Here is a 17,959-nt window from a genome sequence, read left to right on the forward strand (position 1 = left end):
GTCTATACGAACCGTAACCACCAAGAAACTGTAGACTACTTGAAAATATCCAATTACTGAGTCAACTGAACATACCGATTCCCTGGACTAACCGCATTTAAGTTGAAAAATAAGCTGCTATAATCTTCATACGCTACAAGATAACTCGTAGTGAACGTAGCCGTTTCCCCAGGAGCGATTGATTGAGAACTCTCTTCTTCTTCGAATGTATCACCAACGATCTTCCCAACTCCTGTTGGCAATGAATGAGCGGGTGTATTTAACTTACGATAATTTTCAAATGGGTCTGATGGTACATGATGAATTAGTTCAGTTTCTGTAGGAAGATTTGTAAAATAATCTCCTTGCTTAACTAAACACTCTACTTGGATGGAAGGTGAGTAGTTAATTGTCTCTTCCGTAATATTTTTAACCGCCAATTCAACTTCTAGATATTTGGGATTAATCTCAACATTTCGGATTTTCTTGCTCAAAGTAGTCCTTCCATCCCCAAGAGTATATTCTGTCGCTATGATTGGCAAGAGCTTGCCCTTTTTATCCCATTTTTCTCCAAAGACTCGAGCATATATTCCCATCTTCAATCGTTTATTTAAGATCGACAGTGTTTTTGGCGCAATCGTATCGCTGAGTGTTGCTTTTAATACCGTTATTTCCTCGACAGGCGCATCATAGATATCAATCGTATTGATAGGCTCGTTAAGCTGGACTAGCTCGCTTTTGTTATTGATATCCAACATCAAAGGTTCGATCCCCTCTGAAATTCCTGCAATCCTCTCTTGCTTATCATCTGGGGTCATGTATTCAATGGCGAGTGATGCCTCTTCCTCAGTAGTTACATTTTTTAGGAACAGATGCTCAAGAATCTTTTTAGTATCTTTTTCTGGAATATCGCCGAAGCAGGTCATTTCCACAAACTTATTTTGCTTTTCGAAAAATTTCCTAAAGACTGTTTCTTGAGCTTCACCAAAGTCATCCAGTTTTTCGATCATATAGGCGGACGATTCTTTTAGCGGAATCTCCTTGAAATCTTTTACATAGCCATCAATTACGGTATCCTTTTGATTCAATTCATAAAGGGTGAAGGTTATCCCTCGAGCCTTGGTAAAAGCTTCGAGATCTTCTTCTGTTTCAGCAGGCAGGTCTTCATAAAAGGACAATTCTTGCAAACTATCATAGCTAGTAAAATACTTTGGCACATAATCGGCCACTAAACGATAATGACCCGTATCCGGCTGCTGAGAGGTTGCCTTGTCGATTTTTGTTGTGAGCTGATAATCTTGCTTTTCAACAGTAAGCGCTCGAAACTTTACTGCGAGGTAGGAACCCACAGGGAAAAAGATCAGTAGAAGCACTGCGATCAGCAGCAGCTTGCGCTTAGAGAAGGCGGCCAAAATAACGGGTTCCTTCTTTTTCGCTTGTGTCTTGCGGATCACATTCTCTTTGTTTTCAGCGGAATAGCTGCTGCCGTAGAGTTCTAAAATTTGATCTAGCTCTTCATCGGAAAGCTTGCCTAATGGATGTTCATCATATTTTTTTGCCATTTCTATCCGCTCCTTTATTTAATAAAAACAAAAATTCTGTATCCTGTTCAGCAAAAGCCTGCTGCAGCATTCTCTTTCCACGATACAGATAATTATTCACTGTCTTTTGCGGAATGTTTAGATCACTGCTAATCATCGCCGGCGTATTTTCAAAAATATAGCGCTGCAGGCAAATCTCCCGCATTGGGTCATTTAAGCTGTTGATCACGTCAAACATCTCATGGATAAGCTCGCGATTCTCTTCTGCCATCGGTATATTTTCAAGAGTGAAAGTATCATTAAGCTGGTAATCCTTCTGACTTCGCCGAAGCTTGTTAATACTGAGGCTCCTTGTGATCAATATTAGATAATTCTTAAATGAACCGCGTTTTGGCTGATACTTCGTCGGTGCCTTCCATATCCGCAAAAAAGCGTCGCTAACAATCTCTTCAATGTCCTGTGGATCATGGTTCTTCCCTAGAATCGATAAGGAAACCACCCAAAGCAGCTTTGAATATCTGTCCATCAATATTTCCAAAGCTTCTTCGTCATGCTGCTCAATTCTTTGCAGCAATTCCAAGTCTTCCAAAAGATCCCTCCTCTTCATTCTTTTTCTCTCACCTATATATACATAGCAAAATCGAAGATACACTAGAAATTTCGTAAAATAATTTTTTACAATGCAAACTGCTCTCCAAATCAGTATGACATAGTGGCTAAACGAAAGGATATCCTTTAAAAATTTTGGGTAGAGCATTCGGTTCCTTTTTAGCGAAATTGTAGGATAATAATTAGGTATCATTTGGTTTTGGAGTTCCCCTGCTCTTCACTAAAATCAAAAAACACCCAAAACTCTTATTCTGAGTTTTGGGTGCGGCTTCTCCAAGTAAATAAAACGACTCGTGAACGTCAGTATTTTTCTTAATGTACAAAATTTTGCAGTTAGGTTCGTTTCGATTGATTCAAGCTGCTTCACAAATTTGATATAGCTCTTTAACCAGATATCGAATAATTGTAAAATAGAATAGAAGATGCAAATTGAAACGGGGGCGTGGTTTATGAATAGAGATAAAACTATAGGTATTTCACTGATAACTTTGGTTTTGATCATATGCTTACTATTTTTTAAAGATAGAAATTTATGGCTCTTTCCATTCATTATATGTGTTGTTGCTCCGCTATGTTTTCTATTCTACGACAGATTTATCTGTTCGAAAAAACGGCTTAGCAATTACTTTTACGCACTACCTAGCTTGATTTACTTATGGATTACTTACCAAAATAATATGATCTCCCTTATACCTTGCTTAATTTTGACTTTTCTCTTCTTGATTGCTTTTTTTACAGGAATCAAAGAGTCAGTGAATCAGGCGAAAAAGATGTAGTAGCTGTATTTATTTCGGAAATCATGCTGAACTACTAAAATCACTATTCCTTCCACTTTAAAATAAATCAACAGAATATGTTAAAAATTATATGAACCAAAGTGTGTTTCGATCAAGATTTTTGCAAAAAAAAGGCTCAAGAAATTGGATAGCTTTCTTGAGCCATATTAGAAACAGTGAAATTTTTATCCTTTAAATTAATAGACCAAAGTCATCAGATTGCCCTCAAGCCAGTTCATTTGTAAATCATGGACTCATTAAACGATATCAGATTTACCTACTAAATCTCGTGAACTGTTACTTCTTCTTGTTTTTCTTTTTGCGTTAATTCATTCGCAGCAACTTCTTCCTGAACCGCTTGGTTATCTAAGGCTTTGAAGAATGGGAAGTAGATCGCCATAGAAATTAATGTTGCAATAATCTCATAAAGACCAAAAGATAAACTTCCTTGAACGATTCCATGAACTAACGGCGGCAATGAGCCAGCTCCTAAAATACCGATAGGTGCGGTGATGATTCCTAACGATATTAATAGATAGCCCAAAGAGACAACAACAATTGGTGTTAACAAAAATGGAATCAGCAGCATCACATTCAGCATGACTGGCATCCCAAAAATCACTGGTTCGTTAACTCCAAACAATCCGCTAGGAAAAACAATTTTTGAAAAGGCTTTGTAGCGTTTGCTTTTTGAAAAGATGAACATATTCGTAACTAATCCAATCGTAGCTCCGCTTCCTCCCAAACACGCTAAATCATACAAGCCAAAATTAATAGCGTGGGGGATCACCTCACCAGCGGATACAGCCTCTGTATTCCCCGCAAGATATCCTAAGAAGATCGGCATTAGAATCGGCAAAACAGTCATAGACCCATGAATTCCGAAAAACCACAATAAATTTGAAATCAAAATTAAGACTAAAAATGCCGGCAGTGTCGCTGTCAGTGATTGCAACGGCTGCTGAAGCAAGGTATAAATGAAGTCTGTTGCCGTTTCAAAACTGGTTAAACTGAATAGTAATTTGATTATTCCAAACAATAAAACGATTACGACCGCTGGAATAAGAGAGGTGAAGGATTTAGTCACCATCTCAGGAACTCCTTGAGGCATCCGAATAGTAAAATTCTTGTTGACAAAAATTCTCATTATTTGAATAGTCAATAGTGAAACAAAGATTGCCACGAAGACACCTTTAGCTCCCAAATAACTCGTATTTAAGTACGCTAAACGTTCTTCTGGTACATCTGTCAGCGGTGTAAGCATCAGAAAACTGACAAGAGAAATTAAGCCTGTTCCTAATGCATGATCCTTTATTTTAAAAATATCCGAACCGCAATAGGCGATACTAAAAGCCATGTACATTCCTAGCAAATCAATTGTAAAATCAGGAACGTAATTAAGCAGCAGCCCAAGTTTTGTGCTAGTCAAGAAATTTTGATACGGTTCCCAACTAAAGCTGGCTACGACCGTAAAGATCGAGCCTACCATAATAATGCCTAACAGTGCCATTGATCCCGTACTGATACTTTTTAAGTAACGATTTCCAGAGATTTTATTTGCTACAGGGATGAATCGTTTTTCCATAAACCCGATAAAAGTATTCATTTTCCTCTCTCCTTTATTTACTCGACTGAATTCTTTCCTTATACCAAAAGTAACTTTCCTTCGGTATTCGACGACATTCTTTCACATCCTCGTCTGTTCGATCAACATAGATCAACCCGTAACGTTTCTTGAATCCTTGATGAGAACTGACCAAGTCCAGTAGTGACCAAGGGCAATAGCCAAAAACTGGATATCCTTCCTCTATCAAACGCTCACATTGATTAATATGCTGTTCTAAATAATCAATTCGATAAGGATCGAATACTTTTTCTCCATCTAATTTATCTGAATAAGCTAGACCATTTTCAGCCACAACCATTGGAAGTTCATACCGCTCATAAATATCTCGCATTCCGATGTATAAGCCCTCAGGATCAATCCCAAACTCCATCCATTCTGTTTTGGTTAGATATGGATTATCTCCTAGTGTAAATAATTCATTTCGATAGAATGGCGGCAGTTTACTAGTATCTTCGCCTTCATCGAGTGCTCGTATACACGTGCTGCAATAATAGTTGATCCCGATGAAATCTGGTCGATTATTCTTTAATAGCTCAGCATCCTCTTCCTTAGTTTCAGGATACCAGCCTTTGTTTTTTAAATAATTGCTATAGCTAGTTGGATATCGTCCAAATACAGACATGTCTAAAAAACAATTTTGTAAAAAGTCCTGTGCATTTCTCGCAGCTAAAATATTGGCTGGCGAAGGACTTTCTGGATAGACCACCTGCATAGAGCAGACAGGACCGATCATCCCATTTTCGACTGTCTTACGAAATAATTCGATCGTCTTCTTCTCCGCAAGCGACATGTGATAACTCATCTGATACATTTTCTTCATCTTTTGATCTGAATTTGCTTCATGATTCCCATTCAAATCAGATGCCGCGCTAGCAATCAATTGTTCGTTGATTGTACCCCAATATTTTACTCGATCACCAAAATAACGGAAACATGTTTCTGCATACTTTACAAACATATCAACACATGTTCTCGACTGCCATCCGGCAAAATCTTCGACAAATTTTTGCGGCATTTCAAAATGATACAGTGTCGGAAAAGGTGTGATCCCATTTTCTAAACAGAGGTCGATCAACTGATTATAAAATTCGATTCCTGCTTGATTTTCTTCATAACCCTCACCCATGATTCTTGTCCAATTAAAAGAAAATCGATAAAGGGTGATCCCTAACTCCTTCATCAAAGCAATATCCTCTTTTAAATGATGGTATTGATCTGACGCAACTTTCGAATCGGCTATACCAACAGGAATATTACGTACATCGGTCGTAGCGACTCCCTTTCCTCCTTCGCCATAACCCCCTTCTACTTGAAATGCTGAGGTGGAAGCTCCCCAGTGAAATAATTTTTTCTCCATAATTGTTATGCTCCTTCCTGCTAACAAAAGAATAGCATGGAAGCGATTACTATTTCGACGACAAAACAAAGCCTCTAGTTTCAAAACTAGAGGCTTTGTTTCAAAATATGAAACCTTATGTTAAGTAAATAGTTTTCATGTAATAGAAAATTAGTAGCTCCATAATATGAAGCACGGATAGCCGTCCTTCGGTGTTCTCATTTCGCTCCCCGCAAATAATGACATCTTCAGCACTTCGCTCGATCATCGGCGAATTTTTGAAGGTAAACACAATAATAGATGCATTCTTCTTTTTTAATGCCGCGACAACCTTCTCATTGAAATAGAAAAAGCCGCCCTCCATTGAAAAAATCAGCGCGAGAGTATTAGGTTGAATCTTCTCAATCACCTTCAATTGATCTGCAACCGTAAATCCTGTGTAAATCCGTTTATCCATCATGGCCATTCGGCTTTGAAAATGCTGACTCATAAATGAAGCAAACTCCAAACCAAAAACAACTACTTCTGGTGAGTCATGGATTTTCTCAACAAGCTCGATCAGCTTTTCTTCCGAAAGATTTCGCTGACAAAAAAGCAGGTTGCTATGAATATTTTCTGCAAACTCATCCATGAACGATCCTGTTTCCTCGCTGATATTCGTTGTGTATTTCTTGTCATAATCATGGGTAATACCAATTTCGGATTCACATGCTGTTTTAAAATCTGTATATGTCGAAAAACCAATCAAACGAATAAAACGCGAGATAGCGGCGGTCGATACGAAACATCGTTCACTAAGGTCATAAATCGTTAATTGTGGAATCGAGTTGAAGTTGTCCAGAATGATTTGCGCGATAAAATAATTATTGTCTTGCTTCCTTTTGTTATTGATATAGCGAAGTAAAATACTTCTTACAGAATTGCCTAACTCCATCTTCCACACCCCGTCCTTCTAATCGATACATTCTTACACAGAGTATATAATGAAAAAGTACTCCCATCAATGAACACTTTGAAGAAACTGCCTCTAAAGAATTTAAACTTTTTACCCGTTCTAAATCTCTGCTGCTTTTGGTATAATAAAGAGAGAAGGATGTGAGGAACGATGATTAAAAATTATCATGCTTTTTTCAAGTTCTCAGTTATTTTAACCCTATTCTTTTTTACAATTGCAAGTTTTCAAAATAATTCTTTTTTAGAATTTGCCAAAGGTTTATCCGTAGGTCTCTTGATCGTCAGCGCCTTTTTCAAAAACCGAAATGAACGAATGGATTCCAACACGAACTAGCTCGGCTGGTTCGTTTTTTTGTTCTTACAAAATCGTTAGCTGTAGTTCTTACTTTAGTTTGATTTTTCAATCTCAATTATTTTGTATCCTTTTATTCGAAAGGATTGATTGATTTGAAGCAAATACTTAATTTTGTTATCCCTATCTTTTTCTTAATTGGCGGCAGTTGGTTTTGGTACCAAAATAACTACGGAACAACTGACTATTACACGAAAATCACTACTGATGGAAATAGAACAAACATAGGTAGCGGCGGTGGAAGGGACGCTCATTTTCGCTACGAGTACAAGCTAAAAGCATATAACGAAAACGGAGATTCAAAAAACATTGAATTTCATTCCATGAGCAACCGACCTCTTAAAAAACAAGCGTATCTTGTTACTCACGTAAATAATAAAAAAGGCGTAATGGGCTGGGAGGAAGTAAAGTCCGCTGACATTCCTTCGAGCGCATTAAAACCATTGGCTCATTGACTTCACTGATTGCTCACTCCTTTTGATTGGACAATCTTCAAAAGGAGCTGAGTCACATCTGCTTGTTGGCTTTCTTCTTTCATTTTGAGAAATCATCGCTTTCTTATATATGGTATATTGGGATAAAAAAGGAGCATGATAATGGCCTTAACACATGAAATCGGCATCATAGATCATCTTGAAACTTCATATGACGATTACACACCCAAAAAGTATCACTGCATTTCAGTTAATGATGCTAGTATTCAAGCTTTATTGCCCTCACCGTCTCTAATAAAAACCTATTTTTCCTCTTTAGAACAACCAGACTTTGGGCTAGACTATTATGGCGTAACCATTATCCCTGTCGACTCTTTATCGGCATTTTTAGATAGTGTTTCGTCTGCTAAAGGCTTGAAACAGGAGGACGACGTAACTGAACTTTGTAAACTAATTATTCAAGCCAAAAAAGAGAATAAATATATGATACATTACGGAATCTAATATTTTGCCGGTGCTTGCGTTACCCCAAACTAACAGCAAATATACTATTTACAATGCCCCGTGTTTTCTTATATAGTAAAGAAAAGGAGGCACATCATGACGATTATTATTAAACCCAATACGCTTTTTTTTATCGGAATAATTATTATTGTGCTCAACGCACTCTTTTTTGATTTCAACATCTTTATCAATATCCTGTCATTTGCTCTAATTTTATTTTCTGAGAGCATTTTAAAAGTAATTAACAGCAAGCTTCAAAGCAGTCATTAGCTGATTGCCTTGAAGCTTGCTGTGTAGTATCGGCTGTTATAGTATGAATATCTTCTATTTAGCCAAAAATTTTTCCAGTTACGAAATCAAAAACTTATACCATTAATACCTATAAGGAGGATCAAAATGTTTGATGAAAAGAAAGTGTTATTGCAGTTAAATACTGCTTTTGGTTTGATTGCTGGTATATTAATGATGAACACTATCGCATTAATCGGCTCACTTTTTTTTAATGCTTTCGGAGAATTAAGCTTTTTTATGTGGGCTTTTGTTACTTTCATGGGGTGGGTTGTTACAATAATCCAATTTAAGAAAGCTGATATACAAGTCAAGTGGAAAAAATAAATCAGAGTCATTTACGTAATGGGGCCTGCCTAAGCAGGCTCCGCTTTTTTTTACCTAACAACCTATATGATAACTCAGCTTCATGATCTGTGAAAGTTCGTCCACCCACTAACCTCTTTTAAGCTACGCCACATTAACAAATCAATTTACTAATCATGTGAAATAATATACAATTTAGTCAGGGGTGGTAAACATGATAACCAAAGACGTTGTTGCTTTTATTATCTGTGCACTTTTCGGTATCTTAGGTGCTTTTAAGCTTGCATTATTTGACAAAAGACCTTGCTTACCAGACATGTTAACTGTACTAGCTTTTTCTGGCGGATCACTAGTCTTTTTCTACTACTATTTTGAAGGATTTGAATCCCCATTTGTCCAAGTCGCTTATTTCACAATTATTATTGGAACTGCAATCTTGATGTCAAAATTTAAAACCAAATGGACGAATTAGTCATCCTTTTAGGGTGACTTTTCTACGTGACAGTCCGTCCATTCTGCATTTACAAAGTTATTCCTTAGATTTATCATTAGTTATAATAGGAGGAATGCGTCATGAAGAAAATATGTTTTGTACTAACCGTCAGCTCTGGGATCAACTATAGCACAATATTTGCTGGACCAATTTTCAGAGACAACGATGATTTTAAAGAGTATTTCTCCAAGTATTTTGATGTTTCTACTAACTATATTCGAGATAAAGATGCCGTTGATTATTTGGTAGTCCCTAAACCGTTTCCGCCTTTTGTTAATGAAAACCAACTCCCAATAATCGAAGTACCCGCACTCTTGTTTATGCAAAAAGATTTTGAAAAAATAAAGACGTATATAGACGATTATTTTTCTAACAATCAAGACTGATTAAGGAGTTCTCATTTTGCCTATACTAATATTCATGTAATATCATTTTTGGGCCACCGTATAATTGTGAGCAATTTTTCTTCTTGTTATAATTCTATAAAGGGAGTGATTTTATGCAGTACCTATTAGGCGTCATTTTTTTATTATTAAGTATCTGGCAGTTTATTATGTTCAAGAGAGCCTTCACACATCTTAGACAAAGTGCTGATAAGGACACCTCTCCTTTTATTATGCTGAGTATGTGGGGTGGCTTGGTATTCGCCATAATACTTTTGAGTATTGCCATCTCTTGTTTTTTTAGCGATTATTCAAGTTTTGTTTAGGAGGTCTAAGGCCTCTTTTTATTTTCAAAAATGAAACATTTTTTTAATCGACTAAAGGAAGGAGCAAGTTGAAATGCTTCATTTCATTCTCTACATTCTTGTTTTTTGTTTCTCGATCCTTTGCTTTGTTTGCGGCTTTCAGTTTTCTCGTCAAAAATGGGGAGCAATAATCGCAGGGTACAATAACCTTTCTGAAAAACAAAAAGGACTGATTGATTTTAGTCTCATCAGTAAATCTGCTAGTAAATGCGCGCTTGCGGGTGGAATCTATTTATTGTTTATGGATCTTTTTCTCTATTTGATTTTGGAAAATACTCGTACAAGCTCAGCATTCTTACTTGTTCTGTTGGCAATCCCATCTATTTTGTTTTTACTTTTTATATTGAAGGAAGTCCGAAAGACTAATGTGCTGTATAAATCGATTAAAAATAATTAGGGTTATTCGCCCGTTTTTCTATTAACAACCTCATCGCCTACTCTCTCTATTTAATGACCTTTCATAAGTAGCCTTTTACATCTTTGTCAAAATGCTTGATTGATGCTCTACTGACCCGATTTCAATTGTAATTTTTCTCTTTTTTAACAAATTTTACTACCACTGATATGCCCATCTCTCCTTCATTCCTCAAACAGAATCGCGAACAGCTTTTTTAGAATTGCTTGAAAAAACTCCCCTTCAACCAAAGAAGGAGAGCTCATTGATTTTATTGATTTAACTTACTGACGATCCAATCAGCAGCATAGCTTCGTGTCTTTTGTTCTTCATTTTGTCCACAATGAACATTTCCCGGAACCTCATAGTACTCTTTATCAGAACTTGCTACTTTTTTATAGATAGTTTTTGCGCCTTCGATTCCAAGGACTGGATCCTCTTCAGAGTGAACAACAAGGACTGGACATGTGATTTTATGCAGTCTTGGTTCCACGTTCATTTCATGACTCTTTTCAATTGCTTCCTCTATATTCTCCGTACCAAATTTTGGCATAAAGTGACGCAGATAGAAATTCTCAATTCCATCCCAAGTATGCAGGTTTAGCTGATCTGCTTGAGAGCAGCCGCCACGACAAACCAGTGCTGAAACATCAGCGTTATTATACGCTGCCGCACTAGTAGCCCAATAGCCGCCAAAGCTCATACCGCTCAATCCAATTTTATTTCCTAATCTTGGATCTGCGTGAACAAAATCAATCACTGCACGAACTGCTCTGTCATAATTATCCCCGTCAACAAACATGTCCTGGTTTAGTAGCGGGTCTCCTTGTCCTGGACCATCAAAAATAAGAGCCGCGCATCCTCTTTCATATACCGAAAGAGCAATATTGTAATTTTCCTCTTTGTAGCCTGTTGCCCCTGGGATACAAATAACCACTGGCACATCACTAGGAGCGCCATGCGGGATTAGTAAATAACCCGGCATCGTTTTTCCTTCAAAAGATATTTCAACTGGCTCAGAATTTTCTGTCGGTGAAAGTTCCTTACTTTTTTTGAAGCTAGACAGTAATTTCCCATACACTCGGTGCTTCTCATCTGTGATGCCCTTAATTGCATAATCGCCCAATCGATACAAACACGAAGCATAAAAATAGTAATTGCTTGCTGTAACATCACGCCCCATTTTTTCATTCTCCAAGGCATACGAAACTGCTTCATCTCCTAATTTTTCACAAGATTCTACAAAATCCTCTTTTTGATCAGCAGCTACTGCTCGAAACGTTTCAAAATCGAACTCTGTTGATCGCATCAACTTGATAAAATCCTCTGGTGACATCCCTCCGCCTAAAATTCTTCCGACATTTTGTGCAGCTGGTCTTACTCTTTTATCCATAATCTTTACCTCCTCATTATTTTAAACGCTTACAGTACTCTGTACTAACAATATAGTACGATGTACTGTCGTTGTCAAGATAAAAATTAGTGATGACTAGATGCTCGTTATTAGTACATAGTGCTATAATGATAGGAGACATCTAGGAGGAGTAATTGTGGGTAATACAAAATTGGAAATAAGCACGCAAGCGAGAATTCTTTTTAACGAAAAGGGTTATACAAATGTATCTTTACGCGAAATAGCCAAAGCGGCTGGAACAACGATTGGTAACTTGACCTATCACTTTCCGCAAAAAGAAGATTTGCTATTGTCTATTCAGGATAACTTATATACAGATTTTCTAACTGACCTTTTCGAGAAAAAAGAGCTGCTTGATGGAAAAGATTTATTGAATATCATCATAAATTCTTTCACTAAAATTAAAAAAAATAGAAATGAAAATGAGTTTTTTTATCGCAGCATCATCTCTCTTTGTACAGAATCGCCAATAATTGCAAAAAATGTAGAAGATTTTCAAAAGCGTATTTTTCACTTCTACTTTGAAAGCTTTCTAAAGCTAAAGAAGAGCGCTATTCTGCGAAATGATATTGCAGACGAGCAATATCAGACCTTAGCATATATCATGGTATATATGTCCTACTTATGGATTCAAGAAGCAACGCCTTATTATGATCCCTCGCTACCTCAAATTGAAGTTGATACAGGATTCCAGCATTTGATATATCCGTACCTGACTAAAAAAGGGATAGAAGACTATTCAGCGATGGTAAAATGAGGTTCTTATTCCACAATAAATACCCCTAACCAGGACTCGATTGTTTCTTTGTCCTGACTAGGGGTCTATTCGTTTTTATGATCGATGATCGTTTTACTCTACGTATTGCGTATCATTGATTTTGGCTACTGAATAGTAATAGCGCGGCCATCTTTTTCAGCGTTGTATTGACCCATAGTAATCCATGCTTTAGCTCCATGATCATATAACATGTTCTTTCCACCACTACCTGGTCCGGCGTTGGCAGAATAGTACAACGGATCATACACTAAGAATTTCCCACCGTTATACCCTGCAATCACTTTACAATGATTTCGATTTTTATCTGCATTATTTTGGTACGAAGAATAACCGTAATAAAGAACTGGCTGACCATTTAAGACACGATTGATAATTTGAACGGTATTTGAACCAGAAATATCCACCGTATTTCCACCATAAGTTTTACCATACGCAGCTAAGGCATTAGGTTTAATTACCCATCCGAACCCGGCACCAGTGTAAACATTTCCTTTTTGACCATTCGGATTCGCTGGATACATTGGCAATTTATCCTGCATCGTTTTTAAGCTGGGTTTGATATTCTTTGATCCTAAAATCATTGCTAATGAAGCGGAAGCACAACCCCAAGGGGCTTTTACAGGGGTATATTGGCTTACATATGGGACGCTTTTTATAAGATTGGTTGATTTAGCTGTTACTGAACCACCCGTTACAGACCATGAAACCCCTTCATATCTCCAACCAATTTTTACAAGGGAATTTTTTTCAGATTCCAATAATGTATAATGATGACTTCCTGCGTCGCGCGCATTCGGATTGAATAGGCGATAGACTTTTTTTCCGCTATTAGGTACTTTCCAAGCTACACCTTCATAACGCCAACCAGCACGCTTGATTTTATTGATTTCATTGTAATCTTTGGTGTAAAAATGCTCGCCAGAATTAGGATTGTAGGCGCGGTATAAATTGCTGCCGCTGCCGTCAATTTGCATACTAATTCCTTCATATACCCAACCAATTGACATCAATGAATCTTTTTCACCAGCATTTAGCGTGTGTAAGTGTTCACCAGAATTAGGGTTGTATACACGATAGATCGGTTTCAATCCATTGTTTGCATAGACTTCGGCTGCTAAAGGTGCACTTGCCGCTTCGGCTGCTTGAACTTCAGCTGTCTCCGGATCAGGAGCAGGCGTTTCTTGATCAGGTGTTGCTCTTTTTGCTCTTGTTAGATCCGTTTCATCCGCACTAGCTTCTTGCTCTACTTCCGCTTCGTCCACAGGTTTAGCTGTTTCTTCACTACTAGAAGTCTCTTCTACTGGTGTCACCCTTGCAGTAATACTGGAACTAGTTTCTGCTGTAGCAGCACTACTGCTTGTCTGTTCCTCTGCTTGGGTAACACTCCCCGCCCCAATAGAGAGCATCAGCATTGTCAATGTAATTAGTGACCAATTCTTCTTTTTCATCTTTTCCTCCCATTATCTGAAATTATTTATTCTTATTTGCAATCCAAAGTATATTTAAAATAATACTTCCGAAAGCAGCAATACCCAAACAAACAAATGACTCTATGATGCATGTATTTATTAAATGAGTGATTCCAACAATAATTATGCTAAGAAGAAGTAATAAATTGACACGCTTCATATCTTTTCTAAGATCATCCTTCATATATCTTTTAGATTGCTTCCTAGTTTTGACATGATGACTCATAGTTTTTACTCCTTTGGTAGATTCCGTTTATTCCAACTAATTTTATTTCTAAAAAACCAAAATATCTTTTTTCATTATTATACATTACTTTTTTATATTATTATGAAGAAAAAGAAAAAAATCTTTCTTTCTGTTACATTTTGTTAGACTCTAGCAATCGATAGGAGAACTGCTCCCTAGGTATCCGTCTATCGTTCATTCATGCATCTATTTGGATCATTTAATCTTTATTACCAATATAAGAAAATAACTCAAGAAACTCGCTTGATGAAAAAAGCAGGATTCGCTTATTTCCTAGTCGAACAAGCACGGTCCCGTAGTTGAACGCTTCATTTCCAGAAGGGAGATCAATTACTGCCCGGCCTTTTCGAATACCCATTTTCGATTTTTCAATTGAGAAGGGGGCACAAAATTCCTTCACTGCCTCCCAATTTGTCTTCATGTAAAAAATATAGTCCAACTCATCGTTTAGTTTACACGTTCCACGCGGGTTGGCTAACAACCCTGCTTCTCCATTATTTAGCTGCATACCCTCTACACCCTTTCGTGTCAATCATATATTGAATAGTTTATATACTCATCATATCAGCAAACACGCCCAAATAGAATCATCAGATTAAAAGAAAATAGCGTACAGTGAATGTCCGCCCGCCATTCGTCTCCTCTCTACAGCAATTTTTAATTGGGAGAATCTTTCTTTTCATACTGGCTCGTAGTAACATTAATTAAAAAGGGGAACATTTAGAATTAAGATACGTTTTATCTTAACCGTCAGTACTTAATTGAACTATAAGTTCACTATTTTTTCTAAGTATCATGAGGTTTCGGTCAATTATTTTCGTGATAAAGACTCTATCGATTATTTTCTTGTGGAATATCCTAAAAGCTGAAAAGTTATAAGGGGGCAATTGCGTGGCTAAAAACAAGATAGTTGGGATTACCGTTGGCATTTTTGCTTTACTTCTGATTATTCTTTATGTTTTAAAAAGTACTTTGCTAGAAAGTATGCGCTTAAACTACATTGGTGCGATCATAGCTCTAGTTCTTATCATGAACGCAACACTTGTTCTGATACTAAATCCAAAAGAACAGAATAAGCTGCTCGCGCCTAGACCAATAGGCTACGGTTCAACTATCAACCCGAGAAATCTAGTGGGGCTGCTTATTTATGCTTTTTTGATTTTTCTCTCTTTTTTGATAACAGCTTAGATGTTGATTGCCATTGAAAATTCAGGCGGCTAAGAAATTTTGATGAACCAGAGGCATCGAACTTTTCGACAAAAATTGTGGAATGATTACTTACAATTTTTGTCGAAAAATTATTGCTCTTACAACACATTATCCATACTTAAAACTACTGATTCCCTCCTAATAAAAAATGAATTCCTATTCTCAGAAGCACCACTAATATAAGAATAAACAATGCGGGATACCATTCCTTTAGTTTACTATTCATTGTTCTTAACCTCGCTATTCATCATTTCTGGCGAACTAGGTAAAGCCATAAGTATAAAGAGTGAACAAAATACTGTTGCTATAAGAAGTAACAGTGTTTCATTTGGAACCTTATCTAAGCCAGATTTTGACCCTAAATGGAGTACGACTGCTATTAGTACTAATTGTGCAGTATAATTAAACGCACGTTTCTTTTCTATTACATACTTTTTTCCAGAAAACAGTATGAAGAAGAATGTCAAACTGCAAAATACCAAGAGTCCCCTATACAAAATAGTCATATTCAAATACACCTCATTTCATATTTCGAAAAACGTTTGCTTTCTCTACCTGTGATCATGGAGTTTTAACTTAATAAAGGACCTCTCCATTTCTTATTAGCTTTAGGAATTGCTGGTTAACTTTATAACCGTTTCCCCAACAAGTTTCGATCACTTTAAAATCCACGATCTTTTGTTCGTCATTTTTTTGCCGGACCCTTTTGATTATATTGGAAAGTGCGGCTTGTCTAGAGGTGTTCATCCCTTTTTTCCAGATTGCATGGCTAAGTTTCTCTGGTGTCAACGGTTGCCCTGATGAGCTTACTAATGCACTCAAAACCGCTTTTTCATTTTTTGATAATTTGAGATATCTAGGAGACGCAGCCTTATTTTTAGTAGAAGGACCAAATGCATCGCGAATAAACTCCAATGAACTATTATTGCTTATCCAACCTGTCACTTGAGGAAACTGATTTATCAGCTGTTCTGACGGCTGTTCGTCATATTTCACAAAAATGTATAATGTTGCCTTTGTTAATATAGGTAACAGCTCCCTAAGCTCTTCTATAGAGATCGTCTCACTTATAATGATCCTTTCAAAATTCAATAAGAAGTCTGCTGAGATTCTCTCTCCTTTGATTGAATCAATCACCCTCGCCGACACAAAAACTTCATGATTCAATACCTGCAGCTTTCTCTGAAAGGTTTCTTCTGCTAATAAATTCTTAGTTAAAATCAAGTTTCTATTCATAAACATTCCTCCCCAAAACAATTCTTTTAGTTTATAATACATTATTTTGGCTTTGGATATCAGATAAAATTACATATTTTAGATATTTTTCCAATAAAAAGGCTAGAAAATGAATGGATGATTAGCTGAACGAGTTACTTTTAATTTATTTGTATCGAAATAGACTGAACCAAGAAGCTCTGTACTTCTCTTTATAAAGAGAAGTACAGAGCTTTTAAATGGTATGCTATTTTTTCATTTGTTGGTTAAAACGGGAAAATCGCAATTAATGCTGAAAGTAAGAATACAACAATTGTACCTGCAAGGAATTGTTAAAGGAAAAGCTGAATAAAGACGATCATTTTACTCAAAGCACGATGATAACGGTAACAAATCCCTGTGTGTAATTAACCTTCAAGTGGCCAACTCAAAAAGAGTAAAAAAGCCTCAAACTAATGAACACGATTAGTTTGAGGCTTTCACTGTAATTAGGAATACTAGTATTTCCTATTCAACATATTGCATATCACCGATTTTTTTAACGCTGTATTTCCCTGCCTTATATTTCAACGTCGTCACACTGCAGTTATCTATCGTCTCCCCGTCGTATTCCCCTGGAGCAATTAATTCTAGTAAAGTCGGAATCATGCTTCCAGAAGAGACGATCATCACATTTTTTGCTTTCTGTTTCTTTGCGTCCTTAATGACCTTATTCATCGCCGCTTGTCCTCGAGTCGTGATTTCATCATACGTTTCCGCAGCTTTTAAAGGATCATTTTCAGCAATCGAATTAGCAATCCCCTCATCACCGATTTTCTCGACTAACTTACCATAATCCGACCACTCTTCATCCATTTTAAATCCATTCTTCTCAAAGACTGGCGTCCACATTTCCTCATTGGTTTTTCCTTCATAGCCACCGTAATTCCATTCTTTAAAACCGTCGTGCTCCAACAATTCTGTTTTTGAGTTGCCGCTCTTCGCCAGAATCAGCTTCGCTGTATTGCGCTGACGTCCCAAATCACTTGAGTAGGCTAAGTCAAATTTGATATTTTTCAACCCTGTTCCAAGTTTTTTCGCTTGGCTAATTCCTTTATCTGTCAAAGGGGAGTCCGCAAATCCTTGAACTTGCCCCGTAGTGTTAAAAAACGTTTTTCCATGACGGACTAGATAAATGGTGATTTCATCGTTTTTCTTAGCAGCTTCCACTTCATCTGTGTTCCACCCGCCAAGGACAGTGATTCCAACGACACATGCCAGCAATACACCCACTATTTTTTTCATTT

Annotated in this window: 20 protein-coding genes; 9 read left to right on the plus strand and 11 right to left on the minus strand. The window is 37.0% G+C overall.

What is annotated here, in order from left to right:
- Positions 1-53 precede the first annotated feature (53 nt).
- From IGI67_RS19250 to IGI67_RS19270, 5 genes are all read right to left on the minus strand, one after another.
- Positions 54-1,541: a hypothetical protein gene (locus IGI67_RS19250; RefSeq protein ID WP_429958900.1), complete on the minus strand. Its 1,488-nt coding sequence runs from the start codon at positions 1,539-1,541 to the stop codon at positions 54-56.
- Positions 1,525-2,109, minus strand: coding sequence for an RNA polymerase sigma factor (locus IGI67_RS19255; RefSeq protein WP_429958901.1), 585 nt, complete (start codon positions 2,107-2,109; stop codon positions 1,525-1,527). The genes IGI67_RS19250 and IGI67_RS19255 overlap by 17 nt, the downstream gene beginning before the upstream one ends.
- 1,076 nt (positions 2,110-3,185) lie before the next feature.
- Positions 3,186-4,511, minus strand: a complete 1,326-nt coding sequence (locus tag IGI67_RS19260) for a PTS sugar transporter subunit IIC (protein WP_429958902.1) — start codon at positions 4,509-4,511, stop codon at positions 3,186-3,188.
- A gap of 13 nt (positions 4,512-4,524) precedes the next feature.
- Positions 4,525-5,889: a glycoside hydrolase family 1 protein gene (locus tag IGI67_RS19265; RefSeq protein ID WP_429958903.1), complete on the minus strand. Its 1,365-nt coding sequence runs from the start codon at positions 5,887-5,889 to the stop codon at positions 4,525-4,527.
- 115 nt (positions 5,890-6,004) lie between these two features.
- On the minus strand, positions 6,005-6,802 hold the full coding sequence (locus IGI67_RS19270; protein WP_429958904.1) for a MurR/RpiR family transcriptional regulator: 798 nt from the start codon (positions 6,800-6,802) through the stop codon (positions 6,005-6,007).
- 467 nt (positions 6,803-7,269) lie between these two features.
- Here IGI67_RS19270 and IGI67_RS19275 point away from each other — a divergent pair, with 467 nt between their 5' ends.
- The 7 genes from IGI67_RS19275 to IGI67_RS19305 all read left to right on the plus strand — a co-directional run bounded on the left by IGI67_RS19275 (position 7,270) and on the right by IGI67_RS19305 (position 10,344).
- Positions 7,270-7,629: a YxeA family protein gene (locus IGI67_RS19275; RefSeq protein WP_429958905.1), complete on the plus strand. Its 360-nt coding sequence runs from the start codon at positions 7,270-7,272 to the stop codon at positions 7,627-7,629.
- A gap of 141 nt (positions 7,630-7,770) precedes the next feature.
- On the plus strand, positions 7,771-8,112 hold the full coding sequence (locus tag IGI67_RS19280; RefSeq protein ID WP_429958906.1) for a hypothetical protein: 342 nt from the start codon (positions 7,771-7,773) through the stop codon (positions 8,110-8,112).
- 96 nt (positions 8,113-8,208) lie between these two features.
- Positions 8,209-8,382 (plus strand): hypothetical protein, encoded by a 174-nt coding sequence (locus tag IGI67_RS19285; protein ID WP_429958907.1) that lies wholly within the window; start codon positions 8,209-8,211, stop codon positions 8,380-8,382.
- 126 nt (positions 8,383-8,508) lie between these two features.
- Positions 8,509-8,727, plus strand: a complete 219-nt coding sequence (locus IGI67_RS19290; RefSeq protein ID WP_207109497.1) for a hypothetical protein — start codon at positions 8,509-8,511, stop codon at positions 8,725-8,727.
- Between the two features lie 193 nt (positions 8,728-8,920).
- A complete protein-coding gene (locus IGI67_RS19295) occupies positions 8,921-9,178 on the plus strand; it encodes a hypothetical protein (RefSeq protein WP_429958908.1) in 258 nt (85 codons plus the stop codon).
- Between the two features lie 101 nt (positions 9,179-9,279).
- Positions 9,280-9,585 (plus strand): hypothetical protein, encoded by a 306-nt coding sequence (locus IGI67_RS19300; protein WP_429958909.1) that lies wholly within the window; start codon positions 9,280-9,282, stop codon positions 9,583-9,585.
- Positions 9,586-9,981: 396 nt separating this feature from the next.
- Positions 9,982-10,344 carry a DUF3784 domain-containing protein gene (locus IGI67_RS19305; protein ID WP_429958910.1) on the plus strand — a complete coding sequence of 121 codons (363 nt, stop codon included), beginning with the start codon at positions 9,982-9,984 and terminating at the stop codon, positions 10,342-10,344.
- A 268-nt stretch (positions 10,345-10,612) separates the two neighbouring features.
- Here IGI67_RS19305 and IGI67_RS19310 read toward each other — a convergent pair whose 3' ends face one another.
- Positions 10,613-11,734, minus strand: a complete 1,122-nt coding sequence (locus IGI67_RS19310; RefSeq protein WP_429958911.1) for an alpha/beta hydrolase — start codon at positions 11,732-11,734, stop codon at positions 10,613-10,615.
- A 157-nt stretch (positions 11,735-11,891) separates the two neighbouring features.
- On the opposite strand from IGI67_RS19310, the gene IGI67_RS19315 reads away from it, so the two are divergent.
- On the plus strand, positions 11,892-12,512 hold the full coding sequence (locus IGI67_RS19315) for a TetR/AcrR family transcriptional regulator (protein ID WP_429958912.1): 621 nt from the start codon (positions 11,892-11,894) through the stop codon (positions 12,510-12,512).
- Between the two features lie 125 nt (positions 12,513-12,637).
- Here IGI67_RS19315 and IGI67_RS19320 read toward each other — a convergent pair whose 3' ends face one another.
- The 3 genes from IGI67_RS19320 to IGI67_RS19330 all read right to left on the minus strand — a co-directional run bounded on the left by IGI67_RS19320 (position 12,638) and on the right by IGI67_RS19330 (position 14,757).
- A complete protein-coding gene (locus tag IGI67_RS19320) occupies positions 12,638-13,981 on the minus strand; it encodes a C39 family peptidase (RefSeq protein WP_429958913.1) in 1,344 nt (447 codons plus the stop codon).
- 22 nt (positions 13,982-14,003) lie between these two features.
- A complete protein-coding gene (locus tag IGI67_RS19325) occupies positions 14,004-14,228 on the minus strand; it encodes a hypothetical protein (RefSeq protein WP_429958914.1) in 225 nt (74 codons plus the stop codon).
- A 220-nt stretch (positions 14,229-14,448) separates the two neighbouring features.
- A complete protein-coding gene (locus IGI67_RS19330) occupies positions 14,449-14,757 on the minus strand; it encodes a hypothetical protein (protein WP_207109507.1) in 309 nt (102 codons plus the stop codon).
- A 383-nt stretch (positions 14,758-15,140) separates the two neighbouring features.
- Here IGI67_RS19330 and IGI67_RS19335 point away from each other — a divergent pair, with 383 nt between their 5' ends.
- On the plus strand, positions 15,141-15,437 hold the full coding sequence (locus IGI67_RS19335) for a hypothetical protein (RefSeq protein ID WP_429958915.1): 297 nt from the start codon (positions 15,141-15,143) through the stop codon (positions 15,435-15,437).
- A 597-nt stretch (positions 15,438-16,034) separates the two neighbouring features.
- On the opposite strand, the gene IGI67_RS19340 is transcribed toward IGI67_RS19335, so the two are convergent.
- Together IGI67_RS19340 and IGI67_RS19345 are read right to left on the minus strand one after the other, a co-directional pair.
- Positions 16,035-16,694, minus strand: coding sequence for a helix-turn-helix domain-containing protein (locus IGI67_RS19340; RefSeq protein ID WP_207109509.1), 660 nt, complete (start codon positions 16,692-16,694; stop codon positions 16,035-16,037).
- 486 nt (positions 16,695-17,180) lie between these two features.
- Entirely contained in the window at positions 17,181-17,957 is a 777-nt protein-coding gene (locus IGI67_RS19345) for a histidine phosphatase family protein (protein ID WP_429958916.1), read from the minus strand.
- Positions 17,958-17,959 lie beyond the last annotated feature (2 nt).

The sequence above is a fragment of the Enterococcus sp. AZ196 genome (assembly GCF_050498845.1).
Classification (GTDB): domain Bacteria; phylum Bacillota; class Bacilli; order Lactobacillales; family Enterococcaceae; genus Enterococcus_A; species Enterococcus_A murrayae.